This is a genomic window from Emticicia fluvialis (assembly GCF_024793945.1).
Lineage (GTDB): Bacteria > Bacteroidota > Bacteroidia > Cytophagales > Spirosomataceae > Emticicia > Emticicia fluvialis.
Map to the genome: position 1 here is coordinate 105,091 of NZ_JANUSD010000003.1, position 16,282 is coordinate 121,372.

Annotated in this window: 11 protein-coding genes and 1 pseudogene; 5 read left to right on the forward strand and 7 right to left on the reverse strand. The window is 42.3% G+C overall.

What is annotated here, in order from left to right; translation table 11 throughout:
• Positions 1–150 precede the first annotated feature (150 nt).
• The 3 genes from NZ848_RS04300 to NZ848_RS04310 form a co-directional block, all read right to left on the reverse strand.
• A complete protein-coding gene (locus tag NZ848_RS04300; protein ID WP_259014500.1) occupies positions 151–2,793 on the reverse strand; it encodes an ABC transporter permease in 2,643 nt (880 codons plus the stop codon).
• A 405-nt stretch (positions 2,794–3,198) separates the two neighbouring features.
• Positions 3,199–5,877 carry an FtsX-like permease family protein gene (locus NZ848_RS04305; protein WP_259014501.1) on the reverse strand — a complete coding sequence of 893 codons (2,679 nt, stop codon included), beginning with the start codon at positions 5,875–5,877 and terminating at the stop codon, positions 3,199–3,201.
• Between the two features lie 307 nt (positions 5,878–6,184).
• Positions 6,185–6,511 carry a PadR family transcriptional regulator gene (locus NZ848_RS04310; RefSeq protein WP_259014502.1) on the reverse strand — a complete coding sequence of 109 codons (327 nt, stop codon included), beginning with the start codon at positions 6,509–6,511 and terminating at the stop codon, positions 6,185–6,187.
• Positions 6,512–6,887: 376 nt separating this feature from the next.
• Between NZ848_RS04310 and NZ848_RS04315 the strand changes: the two genes are divergently transcribed.
• Positions 6,888–7,106, forward strand: a complete 219-nt coding sequence (locus NZ848_RS04315; RefSeq protein ID WP_259014503.1) for a hypothetical protein — start codon at positions 6,888–6,890, stop codon at positions 7,104–7,106.
• Positions 7,107–7,224: 118 nt separating this feature from the next.
• Here NZ848_RS04315 and NZ848_RS04320 read toward each other — a convergent pair whose 3' ends face one another.
• Positions 7,225–8,448, reverse strand: a complete 1,224-nt coding sequence (locus NZ848_RS04320; RefSeq protein ID WP_259014504.1) for a sialidase family protein — start codon at positions 8,446–8,448, stop codon at positions 7,225–7,227.
• Between the two features lie 285 nt (positions 8,449–8,733).
• Between NZ848_RS04320 and NZ848_RS04325 the strand changes: the two genes are divergently transcribed.
• The 4 genes from NZ848_RS04325 (at position 8,734) to NZ848_RS04340 (ending at position 13,460) form a co-directional block, all read left to right on the forward strand.
• Positions 8,734–10,191 (forward strand): hypothetical protein, encoded by a 1,458-nt coding sequence (locus NZ848_RS04325; RefSeq protein WP_259014505.1) that lies wholly within the window; start codon positions 8,734–8,736, stop codon positions 10,189–10,191.
• Between the two features lie 29 nt (positions 10,192–10,220).
• On the forward strand, positions 10,221–10,886 hold the full coding sequence (locus tag NZ848_RS04330; protein WP_259014506.1) for a DNA alkylation repair protein: 666 nt from the start codon (positions 10,221–10,223) through the stop codon (positions 10,884–10,886).
• Between the two features lie 224 nt (positions 10,887–11,110).
• Positions 11,111–12,484 (forward strand): AAA family ATPase, encoded by a 1,374-nt coding sequence (locus NZ848_RS04335; RefSeq protein ID WP_253524589.1) that lies wholly within the window; start codon positions 11,111–11,113, stop codon positions 12,482–12,484.
• Between the two features lies 1 nt (position 12,485).
• On the forward strand, positions 12,486–13,460 hold the full coding sequence (locus NZ848_RS04340; protein ID WP_253524592.1) for a DUF4435 domain-containing protein: 975 nt from the start codon (positions 12,486–12,488) through the stop codon (positions 13,458–13,460).
• Between the two features lie 148 nt (positions 13,461–13,608).
• Here the strand turns inward: NZ848_RS04340 and NZ848_RS04345 are convergent.
• The 3 genes and pseudogenes from NZ848_RS04345 to NZ848_RS04355 form a co-directional block, all read right to left on the reverse strand.
• A pseudogene (locus tag NZ848_RS04345) lies at positions 13,609–13,806 on the reverse strand (helix-turn-helix domain-containing protein); the annotation flags it as partial.
• 943 nt (positions 13,807–14,749) lie between these two features.
• Positions 14,750–15,319 (reverse strand): PKD domain-containing protein, encoded by a 570-nt coding sequence (locus tag NZ848_RS04350; protein ID WP_259014507.1) that lies wholly within the window; start codon positions 15,317–15,319, stop codon positions 14,750–14,752.
• Positions 15,320–15,887: 568 nt separating this feature from the next.
• Positions 15,888–16,280 (reverse strand): hypothetical protein, encoded by a 393-nt coding sequence (locus NZ848_RS04355; protein ID WP_259014508.1) that lies wholly within the window; start codon positions 16,278–16,280, stop codon positions 15,888–15,890.
• Positions 16,281–16,282: the final 2 nt, after the last annotated feature.

Sequence of the window (16,282 nt, forward strand, 5' to 3'; positions counted from 1 at the left end):
GGAATAAACCCTTTACAAACACCCCACAAAAAACCCAAAGCCAACCAAAAATTGAACAAAACCCCAGCCAGCTAATCCAACGGAACGCCACCCACTAATTCACTCATTCACTAATTCACTCATTCAGCGGAACGCCGCCCGCTCATTCGTTCACTCGCTTTTCAAGCTCTTCACCGGATTCACCAAAGCTGCTTTCACAGCCTGAAAACCAACTGAAACAAGTACTAATATAATAGATGACACCAGCGTAACTATAAACACGCCTACACCTATGCCAATGCGATAACTAAAGCCCTGTAACCATTTTTCCATCGCAAACCAGCCTATGGGCGCGCCAATGGCAAAAGCAACCAGCAGCAAACGAATAAAATCTCTGGTTAGCAGTTGCACAATGCTGCTTACAGGTGCGCCAAGCGCCTTTCGTATGCCTACTTCTTTTGTACGTTGCTGTGCCGTATAAGCGGCCAGACCAAATAAGCCCAGGCAAGCAATTAATATAGTAAGCCCTGTAAACAAGCCCGTAAGTGCGCCGGTGCGTTGTTCATCGGCAAATTTTGCCTGATACGACTGGTCAGCAAAGCTGTATTCAAATGGATACGCCGGGTTATATCTGGCAAATATGCGTTCCAGTATTTCCAGATTCTCTTGCATAGAAAGCCGGTTGTTGAGCCTTATGCTCAGCCAATTTTTAGCCATTGCGCCGCCGGGGCCCTCTATCAATACCGGATTGATGGGGTCATAGGGCGAGGCAAAAATGAAGTCTTTCACCACCCCTACCACATGCCAGTCGGTCCGTTGCATACGGATAGTTGTACCCACCGGATTCCTGAGATTCATTTTTTTAACGGCAGCTTCATTCAACATAATGGCCGTAGAATCGGTGCTGTATTTATTAACATCAATCTCTCGCCCGGCCAGCAGCTGCGTACCGGTGGTTTTCAGAAAATTAGCGTCTGTTCCAAACTTGTCAAATTCAATATCCTTATCGGCCTGAGTGCTACCCGGCCATGCCACCCCCCATTGGCGCGTGTTTATTTCTGTAAGAGGCCCTAATGATTTGCTTATAGAAACAGCCACCCCGCTTTGCATCAGTTCTTGCCTCAAGGCCGTGTAATGCCCGGGCATATCGCCAGACAGATAGGTAAAAAGCAGGTTGTTCTGGTCATAACCCTGATTCCTCGATTGCGCGTGGTCAATCTGCCTGTTTATTATCAGCGTGGCTACAATAAGGACAATGGCAAATGTAAACTGCACTACAACCAGAATTTTTCTTGGTGTAAAAGCTGCTCTCTGAGATTTCAGCGCACCTTTTAACACCTTTGAGGGCTGGTAGCCTGCCAGCACAAATGCCGGATACGCCCCCGCCAGTATACCGGTAAACATTAAAACACCCAATGCACCCAGCCAGAAACTACCCGAGGCAAAGTTTAAGGCAAGTCTTTTGCCTGTCAGGTCATTAAAAAATGGCAACGCCAGCTGTACTACAAGCAATGCGATGATGCCCGCCAAAAAAGTTAGCAGCAACGATTCGCCGATAAACTGTAAAATCAATGCGCCCTTTTGTGCACCGGCAACTTTTCTTACCCCCACTTCTTTGGCTCTTTTCTCGCTACGGGCGGTACTCAGGTTAATGAAGTTAACAGCGGCTATCAGCAGAATAAAAAAAGCTATCAGCCCTAACAAACGCACGGTTACTATTCCTCCATCTACAAGCTGCCCGTTTTCCTGCTTCGAATACAGGTGCCACCTGTCAGCCGGATGCAAAAAAACTTCCCGATTATTCAGGTCTTTAATAATGCCCGTCAGATACCTCGCGGTCAACTTTTTAATCTTTCGGTTTATCGATGCCTCATCGGTGTTTTCTTTCAGCAATACATAAGTATAATCATTGTTCGACTCCCAGGCGTCAGAACCCCAGCCCAGTGCTACAAAGTAATTGTAAGGCAATAGGTAAGATACTTGGCTGAACTTACTGTTATGGGGTATGTCTTCCAACACACCTGTTACCGTAAAAAGGTCTTTATTCTGAATCTGCACCACCTTACCAATGGCCATGCTGGTACCAAACAATTTCTCTGCGAGTGTTTCGGTAATCACCATGCCATTGTTGCCATTAAGCATCGTTTGGGCATTGCCTGATTTCAGCCGGAAATCGAATAGTTTTATAAAAGCAGGGTCAACAAAAGCGCCGGAAGCGTTAAGTCGGGTGTTATATGCGCTTAACAGCAAATCCGTCGGTCTTACCCTTATGGCCTCCTCAACCTCTCCATAATTCTGTTTCAGGGCAGGGGCCAATGGTCTTGGTGTGGCATCCCAAACATTGGGTTCACCATTAAAAACATCTTTATTATAGACCTGATACAAACGGCTGGTTTTTCGATAAATACGATCATACTGCCACTCGCTTTGTATCCATAGAATAATAAGTGTACTGGCAGCTATACCCACAGCCAGACCAGTAATGTTAATAAACACATAACCTTTGGCACGCAACAGGTTACGAAAAGCGATTTTCAGGTAATTTTGTAGCATACCAGAATTGATTAAAAAGTAAAAGTCTTTCATAGATTCAGCCTTAGCAGATAATTTACGTTTCAGAAAATACGGCCTGCAAAACCGCAGCACCTCCCACACATACAGCCATCTGGCTTTAAAAAGACCCTTTTCTTCTACCATCAGCTCAAACTGCTCGTGCATATCTCCCTGAAGTTCTTCGGCCAGTTCATCCGGCAGCAGAACCCTCAGCAGCTTATCTGCCAGCTTGGGTGGTGATATGTTTACGGGTTGATTCATGAATTATTTAGTGATTGAGTGATTGAGTGAATTAGTGAATGAGCGGGCGGCGTTCCGCTGAATGAGCGATTTAGTGAATGGTGAATGGTGAATGAGCGATTTAGTGAATTAGTGAATTAGCGGCCGCCGTTGAGGTGAATGGTGTATTGAACTTTGCCGCGATGGCGTATCGTTTTTAACTGATTTACCTGATTGTTATGATTTTTAGTTTTATTCAATGCTCACGACTATTTGATTATTATGTACAATTAATCACTAATTCACTCATTCAGCGGAACGCCGCCCGCTCATTCACTCATTCACTAATTCACTCAATCACTCATTCGCCATTCAGCGGAACGCCGCCCGCTAATTCACTAAATCACTAATTCACTAATTCACTAATTCACTAATTCGCCAAATCGCTCATTCGCTCTTCAAACTCCTCACCGGATTCATCAGGGCAGCTTTAATGGCCTGGTAACTCACCGTCAGCAAAGCAACCCCAATGGTAAATGCCCCAGCCACTGCAAAAACCCACCACTCAATGTCTATGTGGTAGGCAAAATCCTGCAGCCACCGGTGCATCAGATAATAGCCCGCCGGAAACGCCACCAGCATGGCCACCGCCACCAGTACCATAAACTCGCGGGTAAGCAGGGTGTACACACTTCTGATGCTTGCGCCCAGCACCTTTCTGATGCCTATCTCTTTGGTGCGCAATTCTACCGCATACAGCACCAGCCCCAGCAGACCCAGCGACGCAATCAGAATAGCCAGCAAAGCAAAGCTCGTTGCTATTTTACCTGTTTTTCTGTCTACGTCATATTGGCGGTTAAAGTCTTCGTCCATAAAGCTGTAGTTCATGGCCTGCTCTGGTACGCGCGCTTTCCACTTTGATTCTACCTGACTGATTACACCGGGTAGGTCTTGCGACGAAATCTTAAGTGAAAGGCTATTAGCCTGTTTGGAATAAATAAATGACAGTGGGGTTATTTCTTCGCGCAGATTGCTGAAATTAAAATTCTTTACGATTCCTATTACCGTATAAGACCCTACCTTTCCGGAATTAATATTACTAAGATAGAAAATCTGTTTATTAAGTATAGACTCCCCGCCAAACTTTTTGGCCGCTATTTCATTCAGAATGATGGCTGATGAGTCGGTACCAAACTCTTTCGAGAAATTTCGTCCTTTCAATAGCTTAATACCCAAAGTACTGAGGTAGTCTTCATCAACCCACCAGTTCTGCATAGTAACTGAGCCACTAACATCAGCCGTCGCTGTTTTAAAGAATGTGTTGTTGGATCGATAATTATTAACCGGCAGGAAGTCGCTGAGAGCCACTTTCTCAACCCCGGCTATGGTCAGTAATTCTTTTTTAAAGCTCTCTGTTTTGTCGCCAAATGACCCCATATTATGTAATATCAACACCTGATTGCGGTTGAAACCGAGGTCTTTATGCTTGATGAAATCGAGCTGACGGTAAATCACAATCGTACCTATCAACAGTATAATAGTGATACTGAACTGAAACACCACCAGCGAATTTCGGAACCAGCCCGACCTGAACCCATTGGCAACTTTGCCTTTCAGTACCTGGCTCGGCACAAAAGAAGAAATATAAAAGGCCGGATAGGCACCCGAAAATAAAGACAAAGCAAACATCAAAGCCAACGACGATAGTAACAAACCGGGTTGAAGTATCTCTGCATAGGCCAGAGATTTACCCGCCAACTCATTGAAAGACGGCAAAAGCACAAACAACAAAGCATAAGAAATAAACAGGGCAATGAACGATAAAGCGAACGATTCTGTAAGAAACTGCATCACAATGCTCAGTTTGCCGCTTCCCATTACCTTGCGCATGCCCACCTCTTTGGCCCGGCTGGCAGCCACGGCTGTAGACAGGTTGGTATAATTGAAACTGGCCAGCAGCAAAATCAGAAAACCAATTACCGAGAAAATGTACACGTTTTCGGGGTTACCGTTGCCGTCCAGCTCAGCTACTTTATGCGATCTCAGATGTATATCTCTTACAGGCATCAGGCTGATATCGGCCAGCCCACCACCTTTCAAGAAATCAGCCAGGGTCTGGTTTATTACTGCCTTTAGCTCCAGCGACAGTCTTTCGTGGTTCATTTTATACAACTTACGTTCTAAGGCCATCACGTTGGCATCTTTCCTAAGCAATAGATACGTGTTATAATTCTGACTCAGCCAGGTGTTTTTCTTGCTCCACTCATCGTTTTGCATAGGCACAAAGGCATCAAAATTATAATGCGTTTGTTTAGGAATATCATCAATAACAGCAGTTACCTTATAGATTTTATTGTCTGAAACAAAATTCTGCCCTACTATATTGGTGCTGTTATAGAGCTTCAGCGCAATTTTTTTTGTAAGTACAATGGCATTGGGTTCATTCAGAGCCGTGCTCAGATTACCGGCCAGCTGCTTGAAAGTAAAAATTTCAAAGAGTGTTGAATCGGCAAAAGCCACCCGGTTTACGTTCTGAATCTGACCATCTTTTTTAAATATCAGGTCACCCAACCAGCGCAGGCGTACGTAGTTTTCAATTTCGGGGAATGCCCCTTTAAAGACTTGCCCCATAGCCGGAGAACTCACCGCCATATCATAATGGTTGCCATTAAATTTCAATTCGTTATCAATTCTGTAAATTCTGTCGGCCTTTGTATGATACTGGTCAAAGCTCAGTTCGTCGCTCACATATAAAAATATGAGCAGGCAGGTGGTAAGGCCCGTAACCAGACCAAACAGATTGATAGACCCGAAGGTCATGTTCTTGCGTAGATTCCTCCACGCTATTTTAAAGTAATTGCTTATCATAATTGTTGAAAATATAGAAACTTGTTGATACTCATTTGTTTTCCGGATCAACCGGCGTTTCAGAAAATACGGCCTGCAAAACCGCAGCACCTCCCACACATACAGCCATCTGGCTTTAAAAAGACCCTTTTCTTCTACCATCAGCTCAAACTGCTCGTGCATATCTCCCTGAAGTTCTTCGGCCAGTTCATCCGGCAGCAGAACCCTCAGCAGCTTATCTGCCAGCTTGGGTGGTGATATGTTTTCAGGTTCTTTCATTTAGATATTGAGTGAATGAGTGAATGAGTGATTGAGTGAATGAGCGATTTAGTGAATGGTGAATTAGTGATTAATTGCAATTAATAATCAAATAGTGTAAAGCATTAGATAAAATCATAACAATCAGTTAAAACGATACGCCTTCGAGGCAAAGTTCAAGACACCATTCACCGCAACGCGGCCGCTAATTCACTAAATCAGTAAATCACTAATTCACTAAATCACTAATTCACTAAATCAGCGGAACGCCGCCCGCTCATTCACTAATTCACCGCAACGGCGGCCGCTAATTCACTCATTCACTAATTCAATTAAACGACAGCTTCGGTATGGCGCTCCAGAGTTCGTTTCTCATGTCTCGCATTTCGTCGAGCGTACGTTTACCTAAGCCCGTAATGCTGAAATATCTTTTCCGGCGGCCACCTCTTTCATTGGTAGCACCACCCAACTCCGACTGCACAAAACCCTTTTCTTCCAGCCTATACAAAGCCACATGAACCCCGCTCAGACTGATAACCCGGTCGGTGCGTTTTTTGATTTCTGCTGCTATGGTTACACCGTAAGCGCTGCCTTCAAGCACCGCCACGGTAAGCAAAACCAGCTCTTCAAATTCTCCTAAATAGGGTCTTCCCATAATCTTACTATTTCATTAGTATTTGCTAAACAAATCAGGCCTACAAACCCACATTCCCTTCAACGCCACCCGACTTTCTATTTCATTATATTTTGTTAAACAAATGCAGTGCCAAACCAAAAGCAACTGCAAGTACTAAAGCGGGGATTCAGAATAATATTTGGTTTCAAAACACCCCTCACCCAAAACCCTCATCACACAATGCTCGCTACAACAACAAAAAGGCGCTTTCTAATTTCCTCCACACGGTTGAGGAAGGTTAAGTGGAGTTAAAACCAAATAATATTTCATATACATTTGTTGGATATTTTAAAATACCCATCCCCCACCTGTCCGAAATCGGACATCCGTCGTCCGTTTTTGGGCATATCAAACGGTGGCTTTACTGCCCTGCAAGTTTCACCCCAAACTAACAAGAATCAAATGCCCCGACATAGACCGCCGTGCGCACCAGCCCAAAGCCCGGCAAGGGGATGCTGTGGCCAGGGAGGCATCCAAACCCCAAAACAAAAAAAACCAGCACCAGGCTGGCTTTCAATATATAAAATGTCTCGACAAAGGCAGTGGTTCGCACCAGCCACTCATTCACAAGTAAGCCAGTCGCTAATTTACCAATCACTCATTCAGCGGAACACCGCCCGCTAATTCACTAAATCAGCGGAACGCCGCCCGCTAATTCACTAAATCACTAATTCGCTCATTAGCTCATTAGCTCACTCCACCACCCTCACGCTCAAAGCGGTTTTTTGGTTGGGTTTAGCTACTTCGTGGGCTATCAATAGCTTGCCGTTGGCTAGTAATGTGGTGGCGTTCTGGCCGTAGTCAGAGCCTTTCAGTACTTGTTCGTCCTGTGCTTTGCCGCCTGCCACTTTGCTGTATAAAATCCGGCTGGCACCGCCTTCGGTGGTTTGTTCCCACACAAAAAAGGCCTGCTTGTCGTCGGCAGTTACCGTGCCGTTTTTGGCGTTGGCGTTCAGTACCTTCAGTAAATGGCCATCGGTGGTGGCCAGCCGCACGCCAGCCTGCACGGCGGCTCCTGAAAACCACGTTACCAGCGCGCCATTTTGGGTAGCCACAGAAGTAGCCCCTGTATGCGGGCAACCTTTAATTTCCCATTTGTCATCATGCAGAATCTCCGGTTTTGTCCATGTCAACCCATTGTTGGCCGAGGTCATGCGCGCAATATCGCGGATATCATCATTGTTATCTCTATAAAAAACATTCAGCACACCTTTGGTATCAACCAAAAGGCTGATGTTGCAACAGTCGCACACCACAGGGTCAATCACTTTTTCAGGCTGAAACACCCCGTTTTTGGTAATTACCATGCGCAGGTCGCGCTCTTCATGTTTGGTGCTGCCTTTTACATCTTTCAGGTAAGCCACGGCTATTTCATCATTAGCCAGCACAACGGCATCAAAAAAGCCACGCGTCAGACGCGACGTGTCCGAATCAACCGATGCCGGGGCTGTCCAGCTCTGGCCATTGTCTTTAGAAACCGTGAATCTGATCTGCAAATCGCGTTTGGGTTTGGGCGCCGGGGCAGCAGGTTTGTCATGATTGGCATGGCCGCCTTCTGCAACTGCCGGAGCCGCCACCTCGTTTCTGAACGAGAAAACCGCCGCCATGCTGCCATCTTTTTTGAAGAGTAATCTCGGGCGCATCAGGCGGCTGCTGCCCATGAGTGGGCTGGCAAAAACCAGTTTTTTGTCGCCAAAGGTTTTGCCGCCGTCATTAGATACCGCAAAGAACAGGCTCAGTACATTGGCTGCATCTTTTTCGGTCCAGTACAAAACGGGTTCACCCTTATTATTTTTAGTAAAAGTAGGCAAAGTGTAGGCGCTAGCGGTGTTGCCGAACGGATTGCTCTGCGCAACGGCTACCCCAAATAGCCCGGCCACGAGCAGGGCCGTCATCAAAAAAACATTCTTTTTCATTGTTTCTATAATGGTTGAGTTTCCTGTAAAGGAATAATTTAGAAGAACCTTAAATACCAAAACTAATAGAGTAACCATAGCAAAACAAGAAAAATCGGTTTAAAATCATTTTCATAGCGCAGGGGCATCAACTACTGATATTCAAAAATTTAGTCGATGCAGACCTTGGCCTCTTATGCGCGGCTATATATCTGAGCATCAGCCTGATGCCATATAATAAAAACCAAAGTAATCATTTGCACCTGGTCTGTTTTCAATCGTACATTAGTAAAAACCTTTGCTACCATGCCCGACAAAAAAGAACCCGAATTTGATGTGCAACGCCAGGCCATTATCGTAATTCATGGCATTGGCGAACAAAGACCGATGGATACCCTCCGCGACTTTGTGCAGTCGATAGCCCCTCCGGTACCCCTTGCCGGCAATGCCGATGCCCAAGAGCCACCAAAAAGAAAGTTTTTTAACAAGCCCGATGCCCTCTCTGAAACCTTTGAGCTGAGACGCCTCACAGCCAGCGAACACGCCAGAACTTTCAAGACCGACTACTTTGAGTATTACTGGGCCTATAAAATGAGCGGTACGAAGTTATCTGATATTGGCTGGTGGATGAAAGAAATTCTGTGGCGACCCAGGCGAAACATCCCGCCGCGCATCAGGTGGATATACTCTTTTTTCTGGTCGGGTATGGTGCTGGCATTACTGGCTACACTAACCTACTTTGCCGACAAAACCTTTGAGCTGGACTGGAAAAACAGCCTCTATGCCTGGCTGACTTCGGTTTCGCCACTGTTACCCAAGCTGCTCGCCATCAGTAAAGTGCTGCTTCCGCTTGTGTGGGCGGGTATCAGCTTTTTTCTGATTTACTTTTTAGGCGATGCCGTCAGGTATATGACGCCCCGCACGGGCAATATTGAGCAAAGGCAGGACATCAGGCAAACAGGCATTGAACTACTTACCCGGCTGCATGAGGCAAAAATTGAAGTACCTGCACCCAAGAAAACAGGCGACAGCCCTGCCCACGAGAAACCCGCCAAACGCTATGTAAACAAATATGACCGCATCATTCTGGTTGGCCACAGCCTGGGTTCAGTTATTGCCTACGACTTAATCAAGTTTCTCTGGACCAGGCAAAATGAGTTACTTAAACTGACAAAAACCCAACTGGAAGCCATTGAAGACGCCGCAGATAAACTGAATACCGACCCGACAGAAACCAACCGGAACGCCTACCGCGAAAAGCAGTTTGAGCTTTGGGTCAGCCAGTATCAATCGCTTGGCTCATGGCGTATATCAGACTTCATTACGCTGGGCAGCCCGCTGGCACATGCCGAACTGCTGCTGGCCTCCAGCCCCGCCGACCTGCAACAAAAGCAGGAAGAACGCGAGTACCCCACCTGCCCGCCAACACCTGAAACAGGCAAAAAATTTACTTTCTTTAGCAACCAGACGCGTAAAACAGCCTTGCACCATGCCGCGCCTTTTGCACTTACCCGCTGGACAAACATAACCTTTGCCAAAGATTTTGTGGGTGGCAATATTGGTGCTTTCGGGCATGGGGTAGAAAACCATTATATAGCTGCTGAGGCAAAAGCCCTGAACAAAATACCGTTTCTGTCGCACGTGGCATACTGGAACAGCACCGAACCGAAAACCATAGATTTGATACGCAGCAAATTACAGCTGAGAATAAATAAAAAACCTGCAACAAACGTTGGCACAAACACGCAGATTGATAAAGATTGAATATTTTTAAGGATTAATACTATTCAGCTATGACCATTGACGAGATATTGACCGACCTGAAAGCCCGCGCGAACGAGAAGGTGTGGAAGATGAACAAGAAAAACGGTGCGCACGACAACCAGTTTGGGGTAATGATGGGCGACATCAGAAAGTTAGCTAACAAGATAAAAACCAACCACACCCTGGGTTTGGAGCTATGGGCAACAGGCAATATTGAAGCCAGACTGTTGGCAACGCTGGTAATGGTGCCAAAGAATTTATCGGCTGACGAGCTGGATAATATCGCCCGTTCGGAGAAGTTTCCGCAACTGGCCGACTGGCTGTATTCATACATAATTAAACTACACCCCAACAAAGAAGAACTACGTATAAAGTGGATGCAGGAAACCGAACCCACGGTGGCACGCCATGGCTGGAGCCTGACGAGTGGCAGAATAACCCGCGAGCCGGAAGGAATAGATATACCCGGGCTGCTCAATAGAATAGAAACCGAAATGCCCACCGCCGACCCATTTGTACAATGGACCATGAACTCGGCATTGGCACAGATAGGCATCAATCACCCTCAATACAGGCAACAGGCATTAGCTTTAGGTGAAAAACTAGGCATCTACCGCGACTACCCCGTTTCCAAAGGCTGCACCAGCCCCTTCGCCCCCATCTGGATAAACGAAATGGTGAAACGGCAGGGGTGATAATATGATTGTATAACAAACTAATTACATTTTAATATAACATTCAGTAACGTAATTTTTAATAAAATTAATTTTTCACTACATATACTCAATTATAGTAGCTATAAAACTTATTCCACAAAATAAATTTGCTTTATATTAATTTCTTGATTTCCTTTAGAATTAAATATTTGGTGGAAATAAAATTCATCAAATTCTCTTAAAAAAATTCAAATTTCAAATACATGCAAATACAAAGCTTTAAAGTATTTCAATTACATGGGACAGCTAATTATAATATAGACTTTGTCGATAATTACTTAATTCTTGTAGCGGAAAATGGTTCTGGTAAAACCACTCTTGTGAATATATTTTATTATTTCTTATCAAGACAATGGAAAAAGCTAAATGAATTTAAGTTCGAGAAAATTGAGTTAAAAATTGATGATACTATTTACACCTATGAAATGAAATGGAAAAATATTGCTTTAAGAGAAGCAAAAATTTTCAAGAGATTTCCTGGACAATATCAAATTATTGCAGAAAAAATTCTTCGCGAATATAGTATTAGTGAAATTGCTGAACCACATGAGTTTATTGATTATATAATGTCAGAATATGATATTCCTCGTAGTATTGCTTATGAGATTGCTCGAATGCTGCGAAATGAAGAAATATCTATTGATAGTTCTAGTGACTTAAAAAAAATAGATGAGGCATTAAATGAAATTTTCAAAAACATACAAATTGTTTATTTGCCCACATACAGAAGAATTGAAAAAGATTTAAAAAATATATTTCCAGAGCTTGAAGGAAATATGAAAGAATACGAACTCCGTAGAAGACTTAGATCAAGAGGTGATAAAACACCTTCTTTTATTGAGCTTGTAGAATTTGGGATGGAAGATGTTAAGGAGAGGATTCAAAATAGGTGTCAGGAATTAAGACATCATTTTTACAATAATTTGAGTAGAAAAATAACTGGGTCTTATTTAGAAGATATACTAAATAAAAGGTATAAAAGTTTTGATTCAGAGAAAATTCAAATTTTTAATAGAGAAGCGCTTGATTATTTACTAAATCGACTTGATGATAGTATTATAAGCAAATCCGGAAAAGAAGCTCTTAATGGTTTCGTAGAAATGGTTCAAAAAAAGGGAGCAATTAGCGATGAAGATAAAATTAACGCTTATTTTGTATGGAAACTATTTCAAATTTACGAAGAGCAACAAAAAGCGGAACTAGACATAAATAAATTTGTAGATATATGCAACGATTATATTGGCTCATCAAAACGTTTTTTTTACGATAATGACAATTTTAAAGTTGATATTCAGTTATCGGATTCCTTTTCATCAATTGAATATAAAGATTTGTCATCAGGTGAAAAACAAATAGTATCACTTTTTAGCCATTTAATTTTATCAAAACAAAAATACTTTGTAATTATTGATGAACCAGAGCTTTCTCTTTCTGTACCATGGCAAGAAAGATTCCTTCAAGATATTGTTAATACAGAAGACTGCGCAGGTATTCTAGCTGTAACCCATTCTCCATTCATTTTTAGAAACTTTTTAAAATCATATTCTCATTCTTTAGAAGAGTTTAAGTTCAATTAATATGTCCTTTCTCAAAACCTTACTATTAGCTGCAGAAATACCAGAGGCTTCTTATATTAAATTTCTACAACAGTATAAACTCAAAAAAAACACGTTCCACGTATTTTTTGAAGGAGAAGAAGATAGGTCATTTTATGTAAATTATATTGAGACATTGATTCCAGAAAATTATGCAAAATTTTATTATGTATGTAATGGAAAAGATAACGTTTATCAAAACCACGATTCAATTAATTGGAAAATATATAATAAGAACCGAGCACTATTTTTTACAGATAAAGATTTTGATGACATTTTAAATGTTAAAAGGAAATCGGATGAGAATATATTCGTTACTGCATTCTACTCATTCGAAAACTACTTAGTTAATGGATCAATATTAGAAAGGTTTTTGCGAGAATTATGCCGCTTAGAAGTAGACAATCATGTTAAGGCCCTAAAAGACATTTTTGAAATTGAATTGAAGAAATTTTCAGACAATGTTTTAGTAATGTCAGCTTGGCTTATTTATGTTATAAAAAATGATTATCCAACAAATTTTAACGAAATTGATTTGGATAAAATATTTGTTATTGATAATGATTTAAAAATCAAAAGAAGACAACGAAAGGATTATAAATCTTTATATACTTATTTATGTAAATCAACTGGGACAAATCATAATTTATCATTTAGGGATGTATTACTAATAGCTAGACAACTGAAGCAATTAAGTGTTCCAAAGGTCTATATTAGAGGCAAATATGAGCTTTGGTTTCTTTTTATCTTTTGCAGAAAAGTAGGTAATAGTACTATTGAAGAGATTAAAGAAAACATTAAAGCTTTTAATAAAAATAACAATGTTAAAATTTCTAAACCTAATTTGAGTATAGAACTAAAACTACAAAATATTGTTCATATCATGGCACCTAGGATACCTATCCCTAGTGATGTAAAAAAGTTTTTAGATTTAAATATAGCAAAACTCCAAAATTGATAATTATTAAAATCCTACGTTGTAGTCGCTCCTATCGCTAATTAAATAGGCTAAACTTAACCGTGGCACGCCTATACTCTATTGGTGCTGGAAGGCGGGTGTGCCGCGTACCCAATTCGACAATCTGCAATTGAAAATCGACAATCCCCTAGTTCGCTATTCTATACTCACTAGGCGACTGCCCTACCCATTGCTTAAAGAAGCGCGTAAAATGTGGAGGATATTTAAAGCACATTTCGTAAGATACCTCGCTGATAGACTTGCTGAAATCAACCACTTTTTCTTTAGCCAAATCAATCACTTTCCATTGAATATACTCCTGCGCCGATTTCCCTGTTTCTTTTTTTTTCCCAGCAGAGTCTCCCGCCTGCATAAGCCCAAAGCCCGGCAAGGGGACTCTGCCGCAGCGGCTTGAGTCACTCATTACATTAGAGTTCTAAGCGCAATCCCCCTGGCTCAAAACCTTGCCGCTTGTAGAGGTCTCTGCTTTTGTTGTCCCGGCAGAGCCTCCCATGTGCATAAGCCCAAAGCCCGGCAAGGGGACTCTGCCGCAGCGTAAAATCACTTCTTTCTTGCTCTAATGGTAACAGCCTTGCCGTCATTATCAACAAAATAAAACTCCAGTATTTGCCCGGTTACCAGCCCGACTTCAAACCAGGTACACGCGTGCCACGGTCAAATTAGGGTAATAATGGGCGACATCAGAAAGTTAGCTAATAAAATAAAGACGAATCATGCCCTGGGTCTGGAGCTATGGAAAACTGGTAATATTGAAGCAATAAGTATAACTCGTAGTGAATTTAAGATGAATACACTAATAGACCTCAAATTAGCACTAATCAAAGATTGTTGAATTTAATCAGTTAACCTTCCATTCAAACGGAATCCCATAGAGATGGTATATCAGTAGACGTAGATTGGGCTTATAGCTGTGTATCCCGTCAGGGATAATATATTTATTGTTGAGTATTTAATATATCGTCCCGATGGGACTTTATACGTGTATCAGCAATATTTTCTACCTATATACCATCCCTACGGGATACCCAATCTTTCAAAAAACGCAGAATCAATCTAAAAGCAATCTAAAACAAGTGCAGATTCATTTCTGCATCAAATGACTTGAAGATGTTGAACTGAATGGTTCAATCAAACCCTTTAGAATATTTATTGGCAACTTATATTCTCCGATTCCAGATGCACTACGGGTTAACTACAAGAATTTGCCAGAATAAACTAAAAAAACACGGTAAAAAGAGATTAAGAAACAGAAACACAACAATAATATTCTATTTTATCAGCCTAAGCGTAGTGCAAATATATGGATCGATTGTAATTGTATTCGACCATACCATACCACTCTGAGCATAAGCCCTATATCTATAATCTCCTGCTTGCTTTATTACGGTTACAAAACCTGTTGTTCCACACGAAATAGATGAAGCCTGGCTACTACGTGTTATTACACCCTCTTTAATATCATCCATATACACCGTGATGGTGCCCGAGTCGGTAATATTAGTCCAGAACATTAAGGTACCTTTAGGTTGGACAGTAACTATTTTTACAGTAGTGGTCTTTGAGTTTTGCCCGGCTTTTCCTCGGGCATGCAATGTCACAGAGAACTCTTTATTCTCATCAAATTGATAAGTGGGATTCCTTAAATTTGAAATATCACCGGTTCCAAAATCCCATTCAAAAGATTCTGCATTTAGCGATTTGTTCTGAAACGTAACTTTACCCAAGTCATTTTGTTTATAACTAAAATCTGATATTACAGGCGGGATTTCATCCTTTTTGCACCCAAAGAAGAACAATTGAAATAATAACAAAATAGCAAAAGAATACTTTTTAGTCATCGGAAAAGTTTATTTATCGATGCCAAAGTTAATAAATTCAGTCAAAAAAAACCAAATCTAAAGTTTGATTTAACACAAATAAGCTTGCGAAGATAATGGAATAACAAGGCGGTTCCATTTATTATCCCGGCAGAGTCTCCCGCCTGAATAAGCCCGGCAAGGGGACTCTGCCGCAGCGGCTTGAGTTACTCATTACATTAGGGTTCTAAGCGCAATCCTCCTGGCTCAAAACCTTGCCGTTTGTAGAGGTCTCTGCTTTTGTTGTCCCGGCAGAGTCTCCCGTGTGAATAAGCCCATTGCCCGGCAAGGGGACTCTGCCGCAGCGGCTTGAGTTGCTCATTACATTAGGGTTCTAAGCGCAATCCCCCTGGCTCAAAACCTTGCCATTTGTATAGGTCTCTGCTTTTGTTATCCCGGCAGAGTCTCCCGCCTGCATAAGCCCATTGCCCGGCAAGGGGACTCTGCCGCAGCGGCTTGAGTTACTCATTATATTAGAGCTTTAAGCAGAGTCTCCCGTGCGCCAAGCCTTGCGGTTTGAAGGGGACTCTGCTTTGTATCATAGGTAAAACTACTTCTTTCTTGCTTTAATGGTAACAGCCTTGCCGTCATTATCAACAAAATAAAACTCCAGTATTTGCCCGGTTACCAGCCCGACTTTTTGTTTGTCTTTTTGCAGTTCGGTTGATTTCTCCTTCTTTACAAGACTGACCTCCATCTTGCCAGCTTCAGAAGCATTGGGTATCACTGACGAGGTTCTCAAAGTACATTTACTTTCAGACTGTGGAATTAACTCCAGCAAGAACTCTCCGCCGGCAAATGGGGCCGGATACTCCTTTGCATCAATAATAACATCAAAAGCCTGATAAGTTCCTTTTATTTCAGTCGACAAATCCGGCTCAGAAGATTGCTTGCCGCAAGCAAAAAACATAATCGCGAGCATAAGTAGTAAAAGTTGCTTCATTA

Excerpts from the sequence above, each read along its gene's own strand:
- NZ848_RS04300 (WP_259014500.1), bottom strand. The coding sequence starts at position 2,793 with ATGAATCAACCCGTAAACATATCACCACCCAAGCTGGCAGATAAGCTG.
- NZ848_RS04305 (WP_259014501.1), bottom strand. The coding sequence starts at position 5,877 with ATGAAAGAACCTGAAAACATATCACCACCCAAGCTGGCAGATAAGCTG.
- NZ848_RS04310 (WP_259014502.1), bottom strand. The coding sequence starts at position 6,511 with ATGGGAAGACCCTATTTAGGAGAATTTGAAGAGCTGGTTTTGCTTACC.
- NZ848_RS04320 (WP_259014504.1), bottom strand. The coding sequence starts at position 8,448 with ATGAAAAAGAATGTTTTTTTGATGACGGCCCTGCTCGTGGCCGGGCTA.
- NZ848_RS04325 (WP_259014505.1), top strand. The coding sequence starts at position 8,734 with ATGCCCGACAAAAAAGAACCCGAATTTGATGTGCAACGCCAGGCCATT.
- NZ848_RS04330 (WP_259014506.1), top strand. The coding sequence starts at position 10,221 with ATGACCATTGACGAGATATTGACCGACCTGAAAGCCCGCGCGAACGAG.
- NZ848_RS04335 (WP_253524589.1), top strand. The coding sequence starts at position 11,111 with ATGCAAATACAAAGCTTTAAAGTATTTCAATTACATGGGACAGCTAAT.
- NZ848_RS04340 (WP_253524592.1), top strand. The coding sequence starts at position 12,486 with ATGTCCTTTCTCAAAACCTTACTATTAGCTGCAGAAATACCAGAGGCT.
- NZ848_RS04350 (WP_259014507.1), bottom strand. The coding sequence starts at position 15,319 with ATGACTAAAAAGTATTCTTTTGCTATTTTGTTATTATTTCAATTGTTC.
- NZ848_RS04355 (WP_259014508.1), bottom strand. The coding sequence starts at position 16,280 with ATGAAGCAACTTTTACTACTTATGCTCGCGATTATGTTTTTTGCTTGC.